General features: G+C 77.2%; 2 protein-coding genes. Both read left to right on the top strand.

Annotation, left to right across the window (positions count from 1 at the left end; all coding sequences use genetic code 11):
• The first annotated feature begins 100 nt into the window (after window positions 1–100).
• Window positions 101–12,595 (top strand): non-ribosomal peptide synthetase, encoded by a 12,495-nt coding sequence (locus tag ABT014_RS26810; RefSeq protein WP_350641762.1) that lies wholly within the window; start codon window positions 101–103, stop codon window positions 12,593–12,595.
• The coding region (locus ABT014_RS26815) for a non-ribosomal peptide synthetase (RefSeq protein ID WP_350641763.1) at window positions 12,592–17,508 on the top strand (4,917 nt) is incomplete at its 3' end. The genes ABT014_RS26810 and ABT014_RS26815, both read left to right, overlap by 4 nt.

Here is a 17,508-nt window from a genome sequence, read left to right on the forward strand (position 1 = left end):
GCCGCCCGGACCCGCACCACCGCACCACACCGCACGACACAGCGCCGAGCCGCGGGCCGACGCGTTCGGCGGGGCCGCACAGATTCGGGAAGGGCCGACCATGTCAGAGGCGAGCACCGGGACCACGCAGGCGGAGCCGACCGCTCCGCAGGAGCTGACGGCGGCCCAGGCCGGCGTCCTGGCGGCCCAGCGGATCGACCCCGACAACCCGTCCTACAACGTCGGCCAGTACGTCGAACTCGACGGCCCGCTCGACCCGGACCTGCTGGAGGCCGCGCTCGGCCGGGTGCTGGCCGAGGCGGACGGCCTGCACGTGCGGCTGACCGAGCACCAGGGCCGCACCCACCAGGTGCCCACCGGCTTCGACGCCGCCGCCTTCCGGCTGCCGCGCCTGGACACCCGGGGCGCCGCCGACCCGGTTACCGCCGCCACCGACCTGGTCCGCGGCCAGCTCGCGGTGCCCACCGTGCTGGAGGGCGAGCAGGCCGGCCCGCTCACCGGCGCCCTGCTGGTCCGCACCGGGGAGCACCGCCACCTCTGGTACCAGTGGTTCCACCACCTGGTCGTGGACGGCTACAGCGTCGCCCTGCTCACCCGCCGGGTCGCCGAGGTCTACACCGCGCTCAGCCGCGGCGCCGCCGTGCCCGAGAGCCCGCTGCGCCCGGTCGCGCTGCTCGCCGACGCCGAGCGCGCCTACCTGGCCTCCGACCGGGCCGGCACCGACCGCGCGTACTGGCAGGACCGGTTCGCCGACCGGCCCCGGGTGGTCGGCCTCACCGAGCAGAGCGCCCCGGCCGGCCCCACCGCCCTGCGCCACCGGATCGAGCTCACCGCCGCCGACTCCGCGGCGCTGCTGGCCGCCGCCCGCGCCGCCCGCGCCACCTGGGCCGAGGCCGCCCTCGCCGCCGTCGCCGGCTACCTGCACCGGATGACCGGCACCCGGGACGCCGTGCTCGGCATGCACTTCATGGCCCGGACCGCCCCCGGCACGCTGCGGGTGCCCGGCATGGCCGTCAACATCCTCCCGGTCCGGCTCGCCGTCACCGGCGCCGACACCTTCGAGCAGCTGCTCGGCCGCGCCGTGGGCGAGCTCCGCGACGCCCGCCGCCACCAGCTGCACCGCGGCGAGGAGATCAGGCGCGACCTCGGCCTGGTCGGCACCGACGACCGCCTGTACGGCCCGCTGCTCAACCTGAAGCCCTTCGACCTCGACCTGGACTTCGACGGCACCCCCGGCCGCACCGTGAACCTGGCCTCCGGCCCGGTCGAGGACCTCTCGGTCTCGGTCAGCAAGACCCCGGACGACCTGCTGGTGCTGGAGTTCGACGCCAACCCGGCGCTCTACACCGCCGCCGAACTGGCCGCCCACGCCCGCCGCTGCGCGGGCCTGGCCGCCCGGCTCGCCGCCGAACCCCGGCAGCCGCTGGCCGCCCTGCGGCTGCTCGCCGACGCCGAGTGGGACGAGGTCCTGCACGGCTGGAACGCCACCGACCGCGACCTGCCCGACGCCACCCTGGTCTCCCGGATCGCCGAGCGCTGCGCGGCCACCCCCGACGCGGTGGCCGTGGTGTTCGAGGGCGCGCAGCTGAGCTACCGCGAACTCGCGCGCCGCTCGGACGCGTTGGCCCGCACCCTGGTGGCCGGCGGTGCCGGTCCGGACCGGGTGGTCGCGGTCGCGGTGCCGCGCTCCGCCGAGCTGATGGTCGCCCTGCTGGGCGTCCTCAAGTCCGGCGCCGCCTACCTCCCGCTGGACGCCGACTACCCGGCCGAGCGGCTCGCGTACATGGTCGAGGACGCCGCGCCGGTCCGCGTGGTCACCGTCCCGGCCCTGCTGGAGCGGCTGCCCGCCGCGGCCCGCGCGACCGCCCTGCTGATCGGCCCCGAGGCCCCCGAGGCCGCCGCGACCGCCGAGACCGCCGGAGCGGGCGAGGACGCCCCCGGCCTGCCCGAGGTGGCGCCCGACCACGCCGCGTACGTGATCTACACCTCCGGCTCCACCGGCCGCCCCAAGGGCGTCGTGGTCACCCACCGCGCCATCGTCAACCGGCTCGCCTGGATGCAGCACGCCTACCGGCTCGGCGCCGACGACCGCGTCCTGCAGAAGACCCCGGCCAGCTTCGACGTCTCGGTCTGGGAGTTCTTCTGGGCGCTGTGCGAGGGCGCCTCGGTCGTGCTGGCCCGCCCCGAGGGTCACAAGGACCCGGCCTACCTGGCCGCGCTGATCGCCGAACAGCGGGTCACCACCCTGCACTTCGTGCCGTCCATGCTGCGCGCCTTCCTGGAGGAGCCCGCCGTCGCCGAGCACGGCACCGGCCTGCGCCGGGTGTTCTGCTCCGGTGAGGCGCTGCCCGGCGACGTGGTCGACCGCTGGTACGCGGCCCTGCCCGAGGTGCCGCTGCACAACCTGTACGGCCCCACCGAGGCCGCCGTCGACGTGACCTACCACCGCACCGAGCCCGGCACCGGCGTGGTGCCGATCGGACGCCCGGTCTGGAACACCCGGCTGTACGTGCTGGACGCCGAGCTGCGCCCGGTGCCGGTCGGCGTGCCCGGCGAGCTGTACCTGGCCGGCGTGCAGCTGGCCCGCGGCTACCTGGGCCGCCCCGGTCTGACCGCCGGCCGCTTCGTCGCCGACCCGTTCGCCACCGGCAGCCGGCTCTACCGCACCGGCGACCTGGTGCGCTGGGCGCCCGACGGCACGGTGGAGTACCTCGGGCGCACCGACGACCAGGTCAAGGTGCGCGGCTTCCGGATCGAGCTCGGCGAGATCGAGGCCGCCCTGGAGGCCCTGCCGGGCGTCGTCCAGGCGGCCGTGACGGCCCGTGAGCTGACCCCCGGCGGCGCCCGCCAGCTGGTCGGCTACCTGGTGCCCGCCCCGGCCGACGCCGAGGCGCTGCGCACCGAGCTGGCCCGTACCCTGCCCGAGCACATGGTGCCCGCGGTGCTGATGGGGCTGGACGCGCTGCCGCTCAGCCTCAACGGCAAGCTCGACCGCAAGGCGCTGCCCGCCCCCGCCGCGACCGGCGGCGAGGGCGGCCGGGCCGCCCGGACCGAGGCCGAGCGGGTGCTCGCCGACCTGGTCGCCGAGGTCCTCGGCCTGTCCTCGGTCGGCGTCGACGACAACTTCTTCTCGCTCGGCGGCGACAGCATCTCCGCCATCCAGCTCGGCAGCCGCGCCCGCAAGGCCGGTTTCGAGATCACCCCGCGGGTGGTCTTCGAGCGCCGCACCGTCGCCCGGATCGCCGCCGTCGCGGAGGAGCTGCGCGCCGCCGACCGGCCCGCGGCCGCCCCGGCCGAGGCCGCCGTCGGCGCCCTGCCCGCCACCCCGATCAGCTCCTGGCTGCGCGAGCGCGGCGGCCCGATCGCCCGGTTCAGCCAGCACACCGTGGTCACCCTGCCGGCCGGGGTCGACCACGACCGCCTGGCCGCCGCGCTCCGCGCCCTGACGGAGCACCACGACGCGCTGCGGATCCGGCTGCGGGTCGACGAGGACGGCAGCTGGAGCCAGGAGATCCGCCCCGCCGCCGATCCGGCCGCCGGCCCCGCCCTCGGCCGGATCGCGGTCGCCGCCGACGAGCTGGACGCGGCCGCCGCCGTCGAGCGGGAGGCCGCCGTCGACCGCCTCGACCCCGAGCGCGGCACCGTCCTCCAGGCCGTCCACCTGGACGCCGGCCCCGACACCCCGGGCCGGCTGGTGCTCGCCGTGCACCACCTCGCGGTCGACGGCGTGTCCTGGCGGATCCTGCTGCCCGACCTGCGGGCCGCCTACGAGGGCCGCACCCTCGACCCGGTCGGCACCTCCTTCCGGGCCTGGGCGCTCGGCCTGGCCGAGGCCGCCACCGGCGACGCCGTGCGCGCCGAACTCCCGTACTGGCAGGCCGTCCTGGCCGACGGCGCCGGCCCGCTGCTGGGCGACCGCCCGCTCGACCCGACCCGGGACACCGCCGCCACCGCCCGCCGGCTGCGGCTCACCCTGCCCGCCGGCCGCACCGCCCCGCTGCTGACCACCGTGCCCGCCGCCCACCGGGCCGGCGTGGACCACGTGCTGCTCACCGGCCTCGCGCTCGCCCTGCTCGGCCGCCGCCGGGCCCGCCACGGCCAGGACGCCCGGGCCGATCTGCTGCTGCGCCTGGAGGGCCACGGCCGCGAGGACCAGCTGGTGCCCGGCGCCGACACCGGCCGCACGGTCGGCTGGCTGACCAGCGAGTTCCCGGCCCGCCTCGACCTCGCCGGGGTCGACCTGGACGCCGCCCGGGCCGGCACCGCCGCCGCCGGCCGCGCCCTCGCCCTGGTCAAGGAGCAGCTGCGCGCGGTGCCCGACTCGGGCGCCGGCTACGGCCTGCTGCGCCACCTCGACCCGGTCTCCGGCCCCGCGCTGACCGGCACCGAGGAGCCCCAGCTGCTCTTCAACTACCTCGGCCGCTTCACCGCCACCGGCGCCGACTGGACCGCCGCCCGCGAGGCGGGCGACGCCGTCGCGGCCGGCGCCGACCCGGCCCTGCCGGCCGCGCACGCCCTGGAGATCGGTGCCTTCGTGCACGACGGCCCGGACGGCGCCGAACTGGCCGTCAACCTGGTCTGGCCGCACGGCGTGCTCACCGAGGAGGCCGTCCGGGAGATCGCCGAGCGCTGGTTCGAGGCACTGGACGCCCTCGCCGCGTACGCCGCCGCCCCCGGCGCCGGCGGGCTCACCCCCTCGGACGTGCCGCTGGCCGCCGTCACCCAGGGCGAGCTGGACCGGCTCGCCGCCGAGCACCCCGGCACCGAGGACGTGCTGCCGCTCTCCCCGCTCCAGGAGGGCCTGCTCTTCCACGCGCTCTACCAGCGCGAGGAGGGCGCCGACGACCTGTACACCTCGCTCACCTCGCTGGAGCTGCGCGGCCCGCTGGACCGCCCGGCCCTGCTGCGGGCCGTGGACGAGGTGGTCCACCGGCACACCGCGCTGCGCGCCGGCTTCACCGACGCCGGGCTGGAGCACCCGCTCCAGCTGGTCGCCGGCCGGGTCGCCGTGCCGTGGACCGAGCACGACCTCACCGCGCTGGCCGGGGGCCCGCAGGCCGCCGCGATCGCCGGCATCGAGGACGACGAGGCCTCCCGCCGCTTCGACCTGGCCCGCCCGCCGCTGGTGCGCTGCGCGCTGCTCGCGCTCGGCCCCGACCACCACCGCCTGGTGCTGACCCGCCACCACATCGTGATGGACGGCTGGTCCACCCCCGTCCTGCTGCGCGAGCTGATCGCCGCGTACGGCGCCGGTGGCGACGCCGGCGCGCTGCCCGCCGCCACCCCGTACGCCGACCACCTGGCCTGGCTGGCCCGCCGTGACACCGCGGCCGACGCCGCCGCCTGGCGGACCGCGCTGGCCGGCCTGGAGGCGCCGACCCTGCTCGCCGACAGCCTCGGCACCCCCGCCCAGGGGCCGGCCGCCGCCGGCCGCGAGCTGCACCTGCCGATCCCGGCCGCCACCGCCGTCGCGCTCACCGCCACCGCCCGCCGGCACGGGCTGACCCTCAACACCCTGGTCCAGGGCGCCTGGGCGATCCTGCTCGGCCGCCTCACCGGGCGCACCGACGTGGTGTTCGGCGCCACCGTCTCCGGCCGCCCCGGCGACCTTCCCGGCGTCGAGGCGATGGTCGGCCTGTTCAGCAACACCGTGCCGGTGCGGTTCGAGCCGCGGGACGAGGAGCCGGTCGGCGAGGCGCTGGCCCGCCTGCAGGCCCAGCAGTCGGCCCTGCTGGACCACCAGTACCTGGGCCTGGCCGACATCCAGGCGCTGGCCGGGCACGGCACCCTGTTCGACACCCTGCTCGTGTTCGAGAACTACCCGGTCGACCCGGCGGCCCTGACCGCGCGCGGCCTGGCGGTCACCGGCATCGGCAACCGCGGCGCCACCCACTACCCGCTGACCGTGCTCACCCTGCCGGGCGAGGCCCCGCAGCTGACCGTCGAGTACCGCCCCGACGTGTTCAGCGCGGAGCAGGCCGCCGCCACCGGCGCCCGTCTGCTCGGCCTGCTCGACACCATCGCCACCGCCCCCGGCACCCCGGTCGGCGCGATGGAGGTCCTGGTCGGCGACGAGCGCGACCTGGTCCTGGAGCGCTGGAACGCCACCGCCCGCCCGGTGCCGGAGGGCACCGTGGTCGACGCCTTCGAGGCCCGCGCCGCCGCCACCCCCGAGCTGACCGCGGTGGTCTTCGGCGAGCAGCGCCTGAGCTACGCCGAGCTGGCCGCCCGGGTCGAGCTGACCGCCCGCCACCTCGCCGCGCTCGGCGCCGGCCCCGGCCACGTGGTGGCGCTGGCCCTGCCGCGCTCCGCCGACCTGGTCGCCGCCCTGCTCGGGGTCCTCAAGTCCGGCGCCGGCTACCTGCCGGTCGACCTCGACCACCCGGACGAGCGGATCTCCCTGATGCTGGAGGACGCCGCCCCGCTGCTGACCCTCACCACCGCCGAGGTCGCCGCCCGGCACCCGGTGCTCGTCGCCCACGGCCTCGGTGCGCTGCCCGTCACCGAGCTGGGCGCGCTCGCCGCCGAGCCGCGCCGCCCGGACGCCGACGACCTGGCCTACGTGATCCACACCTCCGGCTCCACCGGCCGCCCCAAGGGCGTCCAGGTGCCGCACCGCGGGCTGGCCAACATGCTGGAGCACCACGGCTCCACCGTGTTCGCCCGGGCGGTCGAGGCCGCCGGCGGCCGCCGCCTGCGGGCCGCGCACACCGCCTCGTTCTCCTTCGACTCCTCCTGGGAGCAGCTGCTCTGGCTGATCCGCGGCCACGAGCTGCACGTCTACGGCGAGGACCTGCGGCGCGACCCGCAGGCGCTGGCCGCCCGGCTGCTCGCCGACCGGATCGACACCCTCGACGTCACCCCCTCGTTCGGCCAGCAGCTGGTCGAGTGGGGCCTGCTGGACTCCGCCGAGCACCGGCCGCTGCTGTTCCTGGTGGGCGGCGAGGCGGTCGGCGAGGCGCTGTGGACGCGGATCCGGGAGACCGAGGGCGTGCTCGGCCACAACTTCTACGGCCCCACCGAGTACACCGTCGACACCCTGGGTGCCGCGCTGGACGAGAGCCCGACCCCGTTCGTCGGCCGCCCGATCGGCAACACCCGGGTGTACGTGCTGGACGCGCGGCTGCGCCCGGTGCCGCCGGGCGTGCCCGGCGAGCTGTACATCGCCGGCCCCGGTCTGGCCCGCGGCTACGGCAACCGGCCCGCGCTGACCGCGAGCCGCTTCGTCGCCGACCCGTTCGGCGCGCCCGGCGGCCGGATGTACCGCACCGGCGACCTGGTCCGGTGGCGTGCCGACGGCACCCTGGACTACCTGGGCCGCGACGACGACCAGGTGAAGATCCGCGGATTCCGGGTCGAGCCCGGCGAGGTGGAGGCCGCGCTCGGCGCGCTGCCCGGCGTCGCCCATGCGGCCGTGGTGGTCCGCGCCGACGGCGGGGTCAAGCGGCTGGTCGGCTACGCGGTCGCCGCGCCCGCCGCCGGCCTCGACGCCGGCGAGCTGCGCAAGGCGCTCGCCGCGCAGCTGCCCGAGTACCTGGTCCCGGCCGCGATCGTGCTGCTGGACGCGCTGCCGCTGAACGTCAACGGCAAGCTCGACCGGCAGGCGCTGCCCGAGCCGGCCGCCGCCGCGTTCGCCGCCCCCGCCGGGCGCGGCCCGCGCGACGAGCGCGAGGCCGTGCTGTGCGGCGTCTTCGCCGATGTGCTCGGCCTGCCCTCGGTCGGCGTGGACGACGACTTCTTCTCGCTCGGCGGCCACTCGCTGCTGGCCACCCGGGTGATCGGCCGGATCCGCTCGGCGCTGGGGGTGAGCACCGCCGTCCGCGACCTGTTCGAGACCCGGACCGCCGCCGCGCTCGCCGCCCGGCTCGCCACCGCCGCGGCCGGCCGACCGGGCCCGGTGGCCCGACCGCGCCCGGAGCCGGTGCCGCTGTCCGCCGCGCAGGCCCGGCTCTGGTTCCTGCACCGGCTGGAGGGCGCGAGCACCGCGTACACCATCCCGTGCGCGCTGCGGATCGACGGCGCGGTCGAACCCGAGGCGCTGCGCGCCGCGTTCGGCGACGTGCTGGCCCGGCACGAGGCGCTGCGGACGGTCTTCCCGGACCGCGACGGCCGGCCGTACCAGCGGATCCTCACCCCCGAGCAGGCCGGAGTGCCGTTCACGGTCGAGGAGGTGACGAGCCACCGGCTCGACCACGCGGTCGCCGCCGCCGGCGCGTACGCCTTCGAGCTGGCCGAGGAGATCCCGGTCCGGGCGACCCTGCTGAGCGCCGGCCCGCAGCGGCACGTGCTGAGCATCGCGCTGCACCACATCGCCGGCGACGAGTGGTCCGAGGGCGTGCTGCTGCGCGACCTGGACCAGGCCTACGCCGCCCGACTGGCCGGCCGCGCACCGCAGTTCGCCCCGCTCCCGCTGCAGTACGCCGACCACGCGCTGTGGCAGGCCGAGCTGCTCACCGAGCAGGACGGCCCCGCCGCCGCCCAGACCCGCTACTGGACCGAGCGGCTGGCCGCGCTGCCTGCCGAACTCGCCCTGCCCACCGACCGGGCCCGGCCCGCCGAGGCCACCGGCCGCGGCAGCTCGGTGCGGCTGCGGCTGCCGGACGAGCTGCACGGCGCGCTGCGCGCGTACGCCCGGCGCACCGGCGCGACGCCGTTCATGGTGACCCAGGCCGCGGCGGCGCTGCTGCTCGGCGGGTTCGCCGGCAGCACCGACGTGGCGCTCGGCACCCCGGTCGCCGGACGCGCCGACGAGGCGGTGGAGTCCGTGGTGGGCTTCTTCGTCAACACCCTGGTGCTGCGCCACGACCTGTCCGGCGAGCCGTCCTTCGACGAGCTGGTGGCCCGCTCCCGGGAGACCGTGCTCGGCGCGCTGGCCCACCAGGACCTGCCGTTCGACCGGCTGGTGGAGATCGTCAACCCGGAGCGCACGCTCGGCCGCCACCCGCTGTTCCAGGTGATGGTCCAGCACCGCCGGGAGGCCGGCGGCCTGGACACCCTGCTCGGCGCCCGCACCGCACTGCTGCCCGACCCGGTGCACGCCGCCCGCTTCGACCTGGCCTTCACCTTCGTGGAGTCCGCCGACGGCGACCGCACCGACCTCACCGTGATCTACGCCGAGGACCTGTTCGAGCGGGCCACCGCCCGGCTGTTCGCGGCCCGGCTGGTCCGGGTGCTGGAGCAGGCGCTGGCCGATCCGGCCCGCCCGGCCGGCCGGATCGAGCTGACCGCCGCCCAGGAGCGGCGCGGCCTGGCGGGGGAGTGGAACGCCACCGACCGCGAGGTCCGCGAGGGCACCCTGCTCACCCGGATCGCCGAGTGCGTCGCCGCCACCCCGGACGCCGTCGCGGTGGACTTCGAGGGCACCGAACTGACCTACCGCGCCCTGGACGAGCGGGCCGGCCGGCTGGCCCGGGTGCTCGCCGGCGCGGGCGCCGGACCGGACCGGATCGTCGCCGTCGCGGTGCCGCGCTCGGCCGAGCTGATGGTCGCCCTGCTGGCCGTGCTGAAGTCCGGCGCCGCCTACCTGCCGCTGGACGTCGAGTACCCGGCCGAGCGGCTGGCCGGCATGGTCGAGGACGCCGCCCCGGTGTGCGTGCTGACCGTGCCCGACCAGCTGGACGCGCTGCCCCGGGTCCCCGGGGTGCCGCTGCTGACGGTGGACGCGGACGGCCCGCAGGCCGAGCCCGCCGCCCCCGGCCCGGACCACGCCGCGTACGTGATCTTCACCTCGGGCTCCACCGGCCGCCCCAAGGGCGTACTGGTCACCCACCGGGCGATCGTCAACCGGCTGGACTGGATGCGGGAGGTCTACAGCATCACGCCCGCCGACCGGATCCTGCAGAAGACCCCGGCCAGCTTCGACGTCTCGGTCTGGGAGTTCTTCCTGCCGCTGGTCAGCGGCGCCCGGGTGGTGCTCGCCCGCCCCGGCGGCCACCGCGAGCCCGAGTACCTGGCCGCCCTGGCGGCCCGGGCCGGCATCACCGCCACCCACTTCGTGCCCTCGATGCTCACCGCCTTCACCGGCGCCGCCGAGCAGGACCGGGCGATCCGCGAGGGCTTCGCCGGGGTGCGCCGGGTGTTCTGCTCCGGTGAGGCGCTGCCCGCCGCCGCGGTCGAGCGGTTCGCCGCGCTGTGGCCGCAGATCGAGCTGCACAACCTGTACGGCCCGACCGAGGCCGCGGTCGACGTCACCTACCACCGGGCCTGGGCCGGCGCCGGCGTGGTGCCGATCGGACGGCCGGTCTGGAACACCCGGCTGTACGTGCTGGACGCCCGGCTGCGCCCGGTCCCGGTCGGCGTGCCCGGTGAGCTGTACCTGGCCGGCGTGCAGCTGGCCCGCGGCTACCTGGGCCGCCCCGGCCTGACCTCGGGCCGCTTCGTCGCCGACCCGTTCAGCACCGGCGGGGGACGCATGTACCGCACCGGTGACCTGGTGCGCCGCCGGGTGGACGGTGAGGTCGAGTACCTCGGCCGCACCGACGACCAGGTCAAGGTGCGCGGCTTCCGGATCGAGCTCGGCGAGGTCGAGTCGGCGCTGGCCGCCGTGCCCGGCGTCGGCCAGGCCGCCGTCACCGCCCGCGCGCTCACCGAGGGTGGCCCGCGCCAGCTGCTCGGCTACGTCGTCCCGCAGGCCGGTGCCTCGGTCGGCGGGGACGCCGTCCGGGCGGCCGCCGCCGCGGTCCTCCCCGAGCACATGGTGCCCGCGGTGGTCACCGTGCTGGACGCGCTGCCGCTCAGCGTCAACGGCAAGCTCGACCGCAAGGCGCTGCCCGACCCGGGCCGCCCGGGCGCCCGGCCCGCCACCACCGGCGGGTCCGGCCACGGCAGCCCGGCGGCCGCCATGGCGAAGGTCTTCGCCGAGGTGATCGGCCTGCCCGAGGTCGGCGAGGAGGAGAACTTCTTCGCCCTCGGCGGCGACAGCATCGTCTCCATCCAGCTGGTCAGCCGGGCCCGCAAGGCCGGCTTCGAGATCGCCGCCAAGGACGTCTTCCAGTACCCCACCCCGGCCACGCTGGCCGCCGCCGCCAAGGGGCTGCCCGCCCCGGCCGCCCACGGCCCCGCCCCCGCGGCGCCGGTCGTGGTGGACGGCGAGCTGCCCGCGCTGCCCGTGGTGCACTGGCTGCGCGAGCGCGGCGGCCCGATCGACCGGTTCAACCAGTCCGTGCTGCTCACCGTCGAGGCGGGGCTGCGCGAGGAGCCGCTGCGCCGCGCGCTGGCCGCGCTCGCCGGCCACCACCCGGCCCTGCGGCTGCGGTTGGACCGTACCGACGGCCTGTGGACCCAGGAGATCCTGCCGCTCGCCGCCGCCCCGGCCGCCACCGAGCCGGACACCCTGCGCCGGGTCGACGCCGCCGGACTCACGCCGGAGGGCCTCGCCGCCGCGCTCGCCCGCGAGGCCGACGCGGCCGCCGCCGGGCTCGACCCGGCGGCCGGCCGGGTGCTGCGCGCGGTCTGGTTCGACGCCGGCACCGGGCAGGACGGCAGGCTGCTGCTGACCGTCCACCACCTCGCCGTGGACGGTGTCTCCTGGCGCACCCTGGTCCCGGGCCTGGCCACCGCGTACGCCGCGCTCGCGGCCGGCCGGCAGCCCGTCCTCGAACCCGAGGCGACCACCCTGCGCGCCTGGTCCGAGCAGCTGCTCGGGCACGCCGGGGAGCGCCGCCGGCTCGCCGAGACCGCCCGCTGGCGCACCGCCCTGGGCGGCCCCGCCGGACCGCTCGCGCAGCTCACCGCCGACCCCGCGCGGGACACCGTCGCCACCGTGCGCACCCTGCGCCGCACGCTGCCCGCCGACCGCACGGCGCCGCTGCTGGCCGACGTTCCGCAGGCCTTCGGCGCCGGCGTGGACGACGTGCTGCTGGCCGGCCTCGCGCTCGGCGTCGCCACCGCGCGGCCCGGCGCCGCCCCGGCCGTCCAGATCGACCTGGAGGGCCACGGCCGCGGCGGCAGCGACGACGGCAGCCTCGCCCCCGACCTGGCCCGCACCGTGGGCTGGTTCACCACCGTGCACCCGGTCCGCCTGGACCTCGCCGGGCTCGACCCGGCCGCGGCACTGGCCGGCGGGGAGGCCGCCGGCAGCGTCCTCAAGCAGGTCAAGGAGCAGCTGCGGGCGGTGCCCGACCGCGGTCTGGGCCACGGCCTGCTGCGCCACCTGAACCCGCAGAGCGCCCCGCTGCTCGCCGAACTCCCGCGCTCCCAGGTGCTGTTCAACTACCGGGGCCGGGCCGACGGCGCCACCGGGACGCTCGGCGGCTGGCCGCTCGCCCCGGCACCGGAGCGCGTCCAGGTCGCCGCCGCGGCCGGGCCCGACCCGGCGATGGCCGCCGGCTACCCGCTCGAGATCGACGCCGTGGTCCAGGCCGGCCCCGACGGGCGCCCGGAGCTGGCCGTCGAGTGGAGCTGGCCGCAGGCCCTGCTGACCGAGGACGAGGTCACCGCGCTGGCCGACGCCTGGTTCGCCGCGCTGGACGCGATCGCCCGGCACACCGCGGGCGGCGCCGCCGGCGGTGTCACCCCGTCCGACCTGAGCCTGGTCTCGCTGAAGCAGGCCCAGATCGACCGGCTGGAGTCCCGGCTGAAGCGGCGTCGCCGATGACCCGCCCCGCCGTCCCGTCCGACGACCCCGACCGCCCCGCCCCGACCCTCAGGACCGAGAACACCGTGATGAACGACTCCACCGCCCCGCTCGACGACCCCCAGGCCCCGGCCGCGTCGGCCCTGGAGGACGTCTACCCGCTCTCCTCGCTCCAGGAGGGGCTGCTCTTCCACGCCCTCTACGACGACACCGCCCGCGACGTCTACGTGGTCCAGTCCCACCTGGACCTCGCCGGCCCGATCGCGACCGCCCGGCTGGCCGCCGCCGTGGACGCCCTGCTCGCCCGCCACGCCAACCTGCGGGCCGGCTTCTGGTACGAGGACCCGGAGGCGGTGGTCCAGTTCGTCCAGCGCGCCGTGCAGAACCCGCTGCGCGAGCTGGACCTGAGCGCGCTCACCGGCGAGGCCCAGGACGCCCGGGTGCGCGCCGCCATGGACGAGGACTGGGAGCACCGGTTCGAGCTGGACGCCCCGCCGCTGCTGCGGCTCACCCTGCTGCGGCTGGGCGCCGAGCGCTCGCGGCTCGTACTGACCTGCCACCACCTGCTGCTGGACGGCTGGTCGATGCCGATCGTGGTCCGCGAACTGCTGGCCCTGTACGGCTCCGGCGGCGACCCGTCGGTGCTCCCGCCGGTCCGCCCGTACAAGGACCACCTGGCGCTGCTCGCCACCCGCGACACCGCCGCTGCCGAGGCCGCCTGGTCGGCCGCGCTGGCCGGCTTCGAGCAGGCCCACCCGGTGGCCCCGGGCGCCGCCACCGGCACCGCCGTCGAACCGGGCCTGGTGACCCGGCTCGCCGACGCGGAGCTGTCCGCCGCGGTCGCCGGCGCCGCCCGCAGCCGCGGCCTGACGCTCGGCAACCTGGCCCACACCCTGTGGGGCGTGCTGATCGGCTCCCTCACCGGCACCACCGACGTGGTCTTCGGCACCACCGTCTCCGGGCGCCCGGACGACCTGCCCGGCGCGGACGGCATGGTCGGCCTGTTCATCAACACCGTGCCGGTTCGGGTCCGGCTCGCCCCCGGCGCCACCCTGGCCGACGCCGTGGCGGCGGTCCAGCGCGAGCAGGCCGAGCTGATGGCCCACCAGCACCTGGGCCTGGGCGCGATCCAGCGCCGGGCCGCGGTCGAGGGCGCTCTCTTCGACACCCTGCTGGTGGTGGAGAACTACCAGGGCGGCGGCGACGCGCTGGCCGGCGCGATCGGCTCCACCGAGGGCCTGACCGTCACCGGCCTCGGCGCCCGCGACGCCACCCACTACCCGCTGGGCGCGACCGTGCTGCCCGGCGCCGAACTGCGGGTCGAGGTCGAGTACCGGCCCGAGCTGTTCGCCCGGGAGGAGGCCGAGCGGATCGCGGACCGGCTGCTGGCCCTGCTGGCCGCCTTCGCCGCCGACCCGGAGACCCCGCTCGCCCGGCTCGACCTGCTCGGCCCGGCCGAGCGCGCCGCGCTGCCCGCCACCGTCTCGGGCGGCACCCACACGGTGCCGGCCGGTACCGTGGCCGGCCTGTTCGCCGAGCAGGCCGCCCGCACCCCCGACTCCCGCGCCCTGGTCGCCCCCGCCCTGCCCGCCCCGGCCGGTGGGGAGGCCGGCGCCCCGGCCACCGTCGAGCTGACCTTCGCCGAGCTGGACGACCGGGTCGACCGGCTGGCCCGGCTGCTGCTCTGCCGCGGCCTGGGCACCGAGCGGATCGCCGCCCTGGCGCTGCCCCGCTCCGCCGAGGCCGTGACCGCGATCCTGGCCGTGCTGCGGGCCGGCGGCGCCTACCTGCCGCTCGACCTGGACCACCCGGACGAGCGCCTCGCCCTGCTGCTCGACGACGCCCGCCCCGCCGTCCTGCTGACCACCCGCGCGGTCGCCGCCCGGCTGCCCGAGGTGCCCGGCGCCACCGTGCTGCTGCTGGACGACCCCGCCACCGCTGCGGCACTCGCCGCGCTGCCCGGCGGCGCGCTCACCGACACCGAGCGCGGCGGCCCGGTCGACCCGGCGCAGGCCGCGTACGTGATCCACACCTCCGGCTCCACCGGCCGCCCCAAGGGCGTCGTGGTGCCGCACGCCGGCCTCGCCAACCTGGCCCACGACCACCTGCGGACCACCTTCGCCGAGGCCGCCCGCGCGGCCGGCGGAGGACGGCTGAAGGCCCTCAACACGGCCTCCTTCGCCTTCGACTCCTCCTGGGACCAGCTGCTCTGGCTGATCGGCGGCCACGAGCTGCACGTGCTCGGCGAGCAGGACCGCCGGGATGCCGAGGCCGTGGTCGGTTACGCCCGCGCGCACCGCATCGACGTGCTGGACAACACCCCCTCCTACGCCCAGCAGCTGCTGGACTCCGGGCTGCTGGCCGGCGAGCACCGCCCGTCGGTGCTGCTGCTCGGCGGCGAGGCGCTGCCCGAGGCGCTGTGGAGCCGGCTGCGCGCCGAGCCGGGCGTCACCGCCCTCAACTACTACGGCCCGACCGAGTTCACCGTCGACGCGCTCCTCGCCGACCTCGCCGGCAGCGCCACCCCGAGCATCGGCCGCCCGCTGCTCGGCGGCCGCGCCTACGTGCTCGACGCGATGCTGCGCCCGGCCCCGGCCGGCGCCCGCGGCGAGCTCTACCTGGCCGGCGCCCAGCTGGCCCGCGGCTACCTGGACCGCCCCGGCCTGAGCGCCGAACGCTTCGTCGCCGACCCGTTCGGGGAGCCCGGCAGCCGGATGTACCGCACCGGCGACCTGGTGCGCCGCCGCGCCGACGGCAGCATCGACTACCTCGGCCGGGTCGACGAGCAGGTCAAGATCCGCGGCTACCGGATCGAACTCGGCGAGATCGAGGCCCTGCTGGCCGAGCAGCCCGGGGTCGCGCAGAGCGCGGTGCTGGTGCGGGCCGGCACCGTCCAGCGGGTGGTCGCCTACCTGGTGCCCGCGCCCGGCGCCGTCCTGGACACCGAGCAGCTGCACGCCGCCGTCGCGGCCCGGCTGCCCTCGTACATGGTGCCCTCGGCGTTCGCCGTGCTGGACGCGCTGCCGCTCACCGTCAACGGCAAGCTGGACCGGGCCGCGCTGCCGGACGACGCACTGGACTTCACCGGCCTGACCGCCGGCCGCGCCGCCGCCACCGAGACCGAGCAGCTGCTCTGCGAGCTGTACGGCGAGGTGCTGGGGCTGCCCGGGACCGGCGCCGAGGACGACTTCTTCCGGCTCGGCGGCGACAGCATCTCCTCCATCCGCCTGATCGGCGCCGCCCGCGCCGAGGGGCTCTCGCTCAGCCCGCGCGACGTCTTCGAGCGGCGCACCCCGGCCGCCCTCGCGGCGCTGGCCGACCACCGGGCGCAGGACGGGCAGGCCGCCGAGCCGGTCGAGCTCGCCGAGCTGCCCGCAGCGAGCGCCGCCGAGCTGGAAGCGGTCCGCGCGGCCGCCCCCAAGCTCGACGTCGAGGAGCTCTGGCCGGTCTCCCCGCTCCAGGAGGGCCTGCTCTTCGAGGCCGGGTACGACGACCAGGCACTGGACGTCTACACCTCCCGCGACGTGGTCGTGCTGACCACCCGGGTGCCGCTGGAGGTGCTGCGGGCGGCCGTCGCCGCGGTCCTGGTGCGCCACCCCAACCTCCGGGTCGGCTTCCTCCAGGACGGCCCGCAGCGGCCGCTCCAGTTCCTGCCGCGCGCCGTCGACGTGCCGCTGACCGAGGTCGACCTCTCCGACCTCGGGCCGCAGGAGTTCGAGACCGAGCTGCGCCGGCTCACCGACCGCGAGGCGTTCACCCGCTTCGACCTGACGGCGCCGCCGCTGCTGCGCCTGGTCTCGGTGCTCGCCCCCGGCGGCGGCCAGCGCATCCTGATCACCAACCACGCGCTGCTCTGGGACGGCTGGTCCTCCGGCCTGTTCCTCCAGGAGCTGCTGACCGGGTGCCGGCTGCGCCTGGAGCAGGGCACCTCGGCCGCCGTCGACCCGGCGCCCGCCGGGCTCGCCTACCGGGACTTCCTGCGCTGGCTGGCCGCCCAGGACCAGGAGCAGGGCCGCACCGCCTGGCGCGAGTCGCTGGCCGGCCTGGCCGAGCCGACCCTGCTGGCGCCGCAGGCCCGCGAGCGCGCCGCCCTGCTGCCCGAGGAGGTCACCGCCGACCTGTCGGCCGAACTCACCGAGCGGCTGGGCGGGTTCGCCCGCGAGCACGGCCTCACCCTGAACACCGTGCTGTCCGGCGCCTGGGGCCTGCTGCTGGCCGGGCTCACCGCCCGGACCGACGTGGTGTTCGGCGCGACCGTCTCCGGCCGCCCCGCCGAGCTGCCCGGCATCGACGCGACCATCGGCATGTTCCTCAACACCGTCCCGGTCCGGGCCCGGCTCGACGGCGCCGAGACCGTCGCCGCCTTCCTCACCCGGCTCCAGCAGGAGCAGACCGCGCTGCTGGCGCACCACCAGATCGGCCTCGGCGAGATCCAGCGCGGCACCGGCTTCGGCCGGCTCTTCGACACCCTCCAGGTGCTCCGCAACACCCCGGCCGACGAGGACGTGCGCGACCTCGTCCGGGAGGCGCTGGGCGTGCAGGAGGTGGTGGACGTGGACGCCACCCACTTCCCGCTGATCTTCATCACCAACCCGGGCCCGGCGCTCTCCTTCGAGTGGAAGTTCCGGCCGGACGTCTTCGAGCGCGACACCGTCGAGCAGCACGCCGAGCGCCTGGTCGCGCTGCTGGTCCAGCTGGTCGACCGGCCGGGCCTGCTGGTCCGTGAACTCGACGTGCTGACGGTGCGGGAGCGGTCGTCGGTGTTGGGGGAGTGGGCGGCGACGGGTCGGGTGCTGCCGGATGCGACGGTGGCGGATCTGTTGGCGGAGCGGGCGGTTTCGGTGCCGGGTGAGACGGCGTTGGTGTTCGGGTCGGCTTCGTGGACGTATGCGGAGTTGGATGCTCGGGTGAACCGGTTGGCGCGGTTGTTCGTG

This window comes from Kitasatospora sp. NPDC094015, from assembly GCF_040304075.1.
Classification (GTDB): domain Bacteria; phylum Actinomycetota; class Actinomycetes; order Streptomycetales; family Streptomycetaceae; genus Kitasatospora.

Bases quoted from the DNA above. Each gene is read 5' to 3' on its own strand.
- ABT014_RS26810 (WP_350641762.1), top strand. From the start codon at position 101: ATGTCAGAGGCGAGCACCGGGACCACGCAGGCGGAGCCGACCGCTCCG.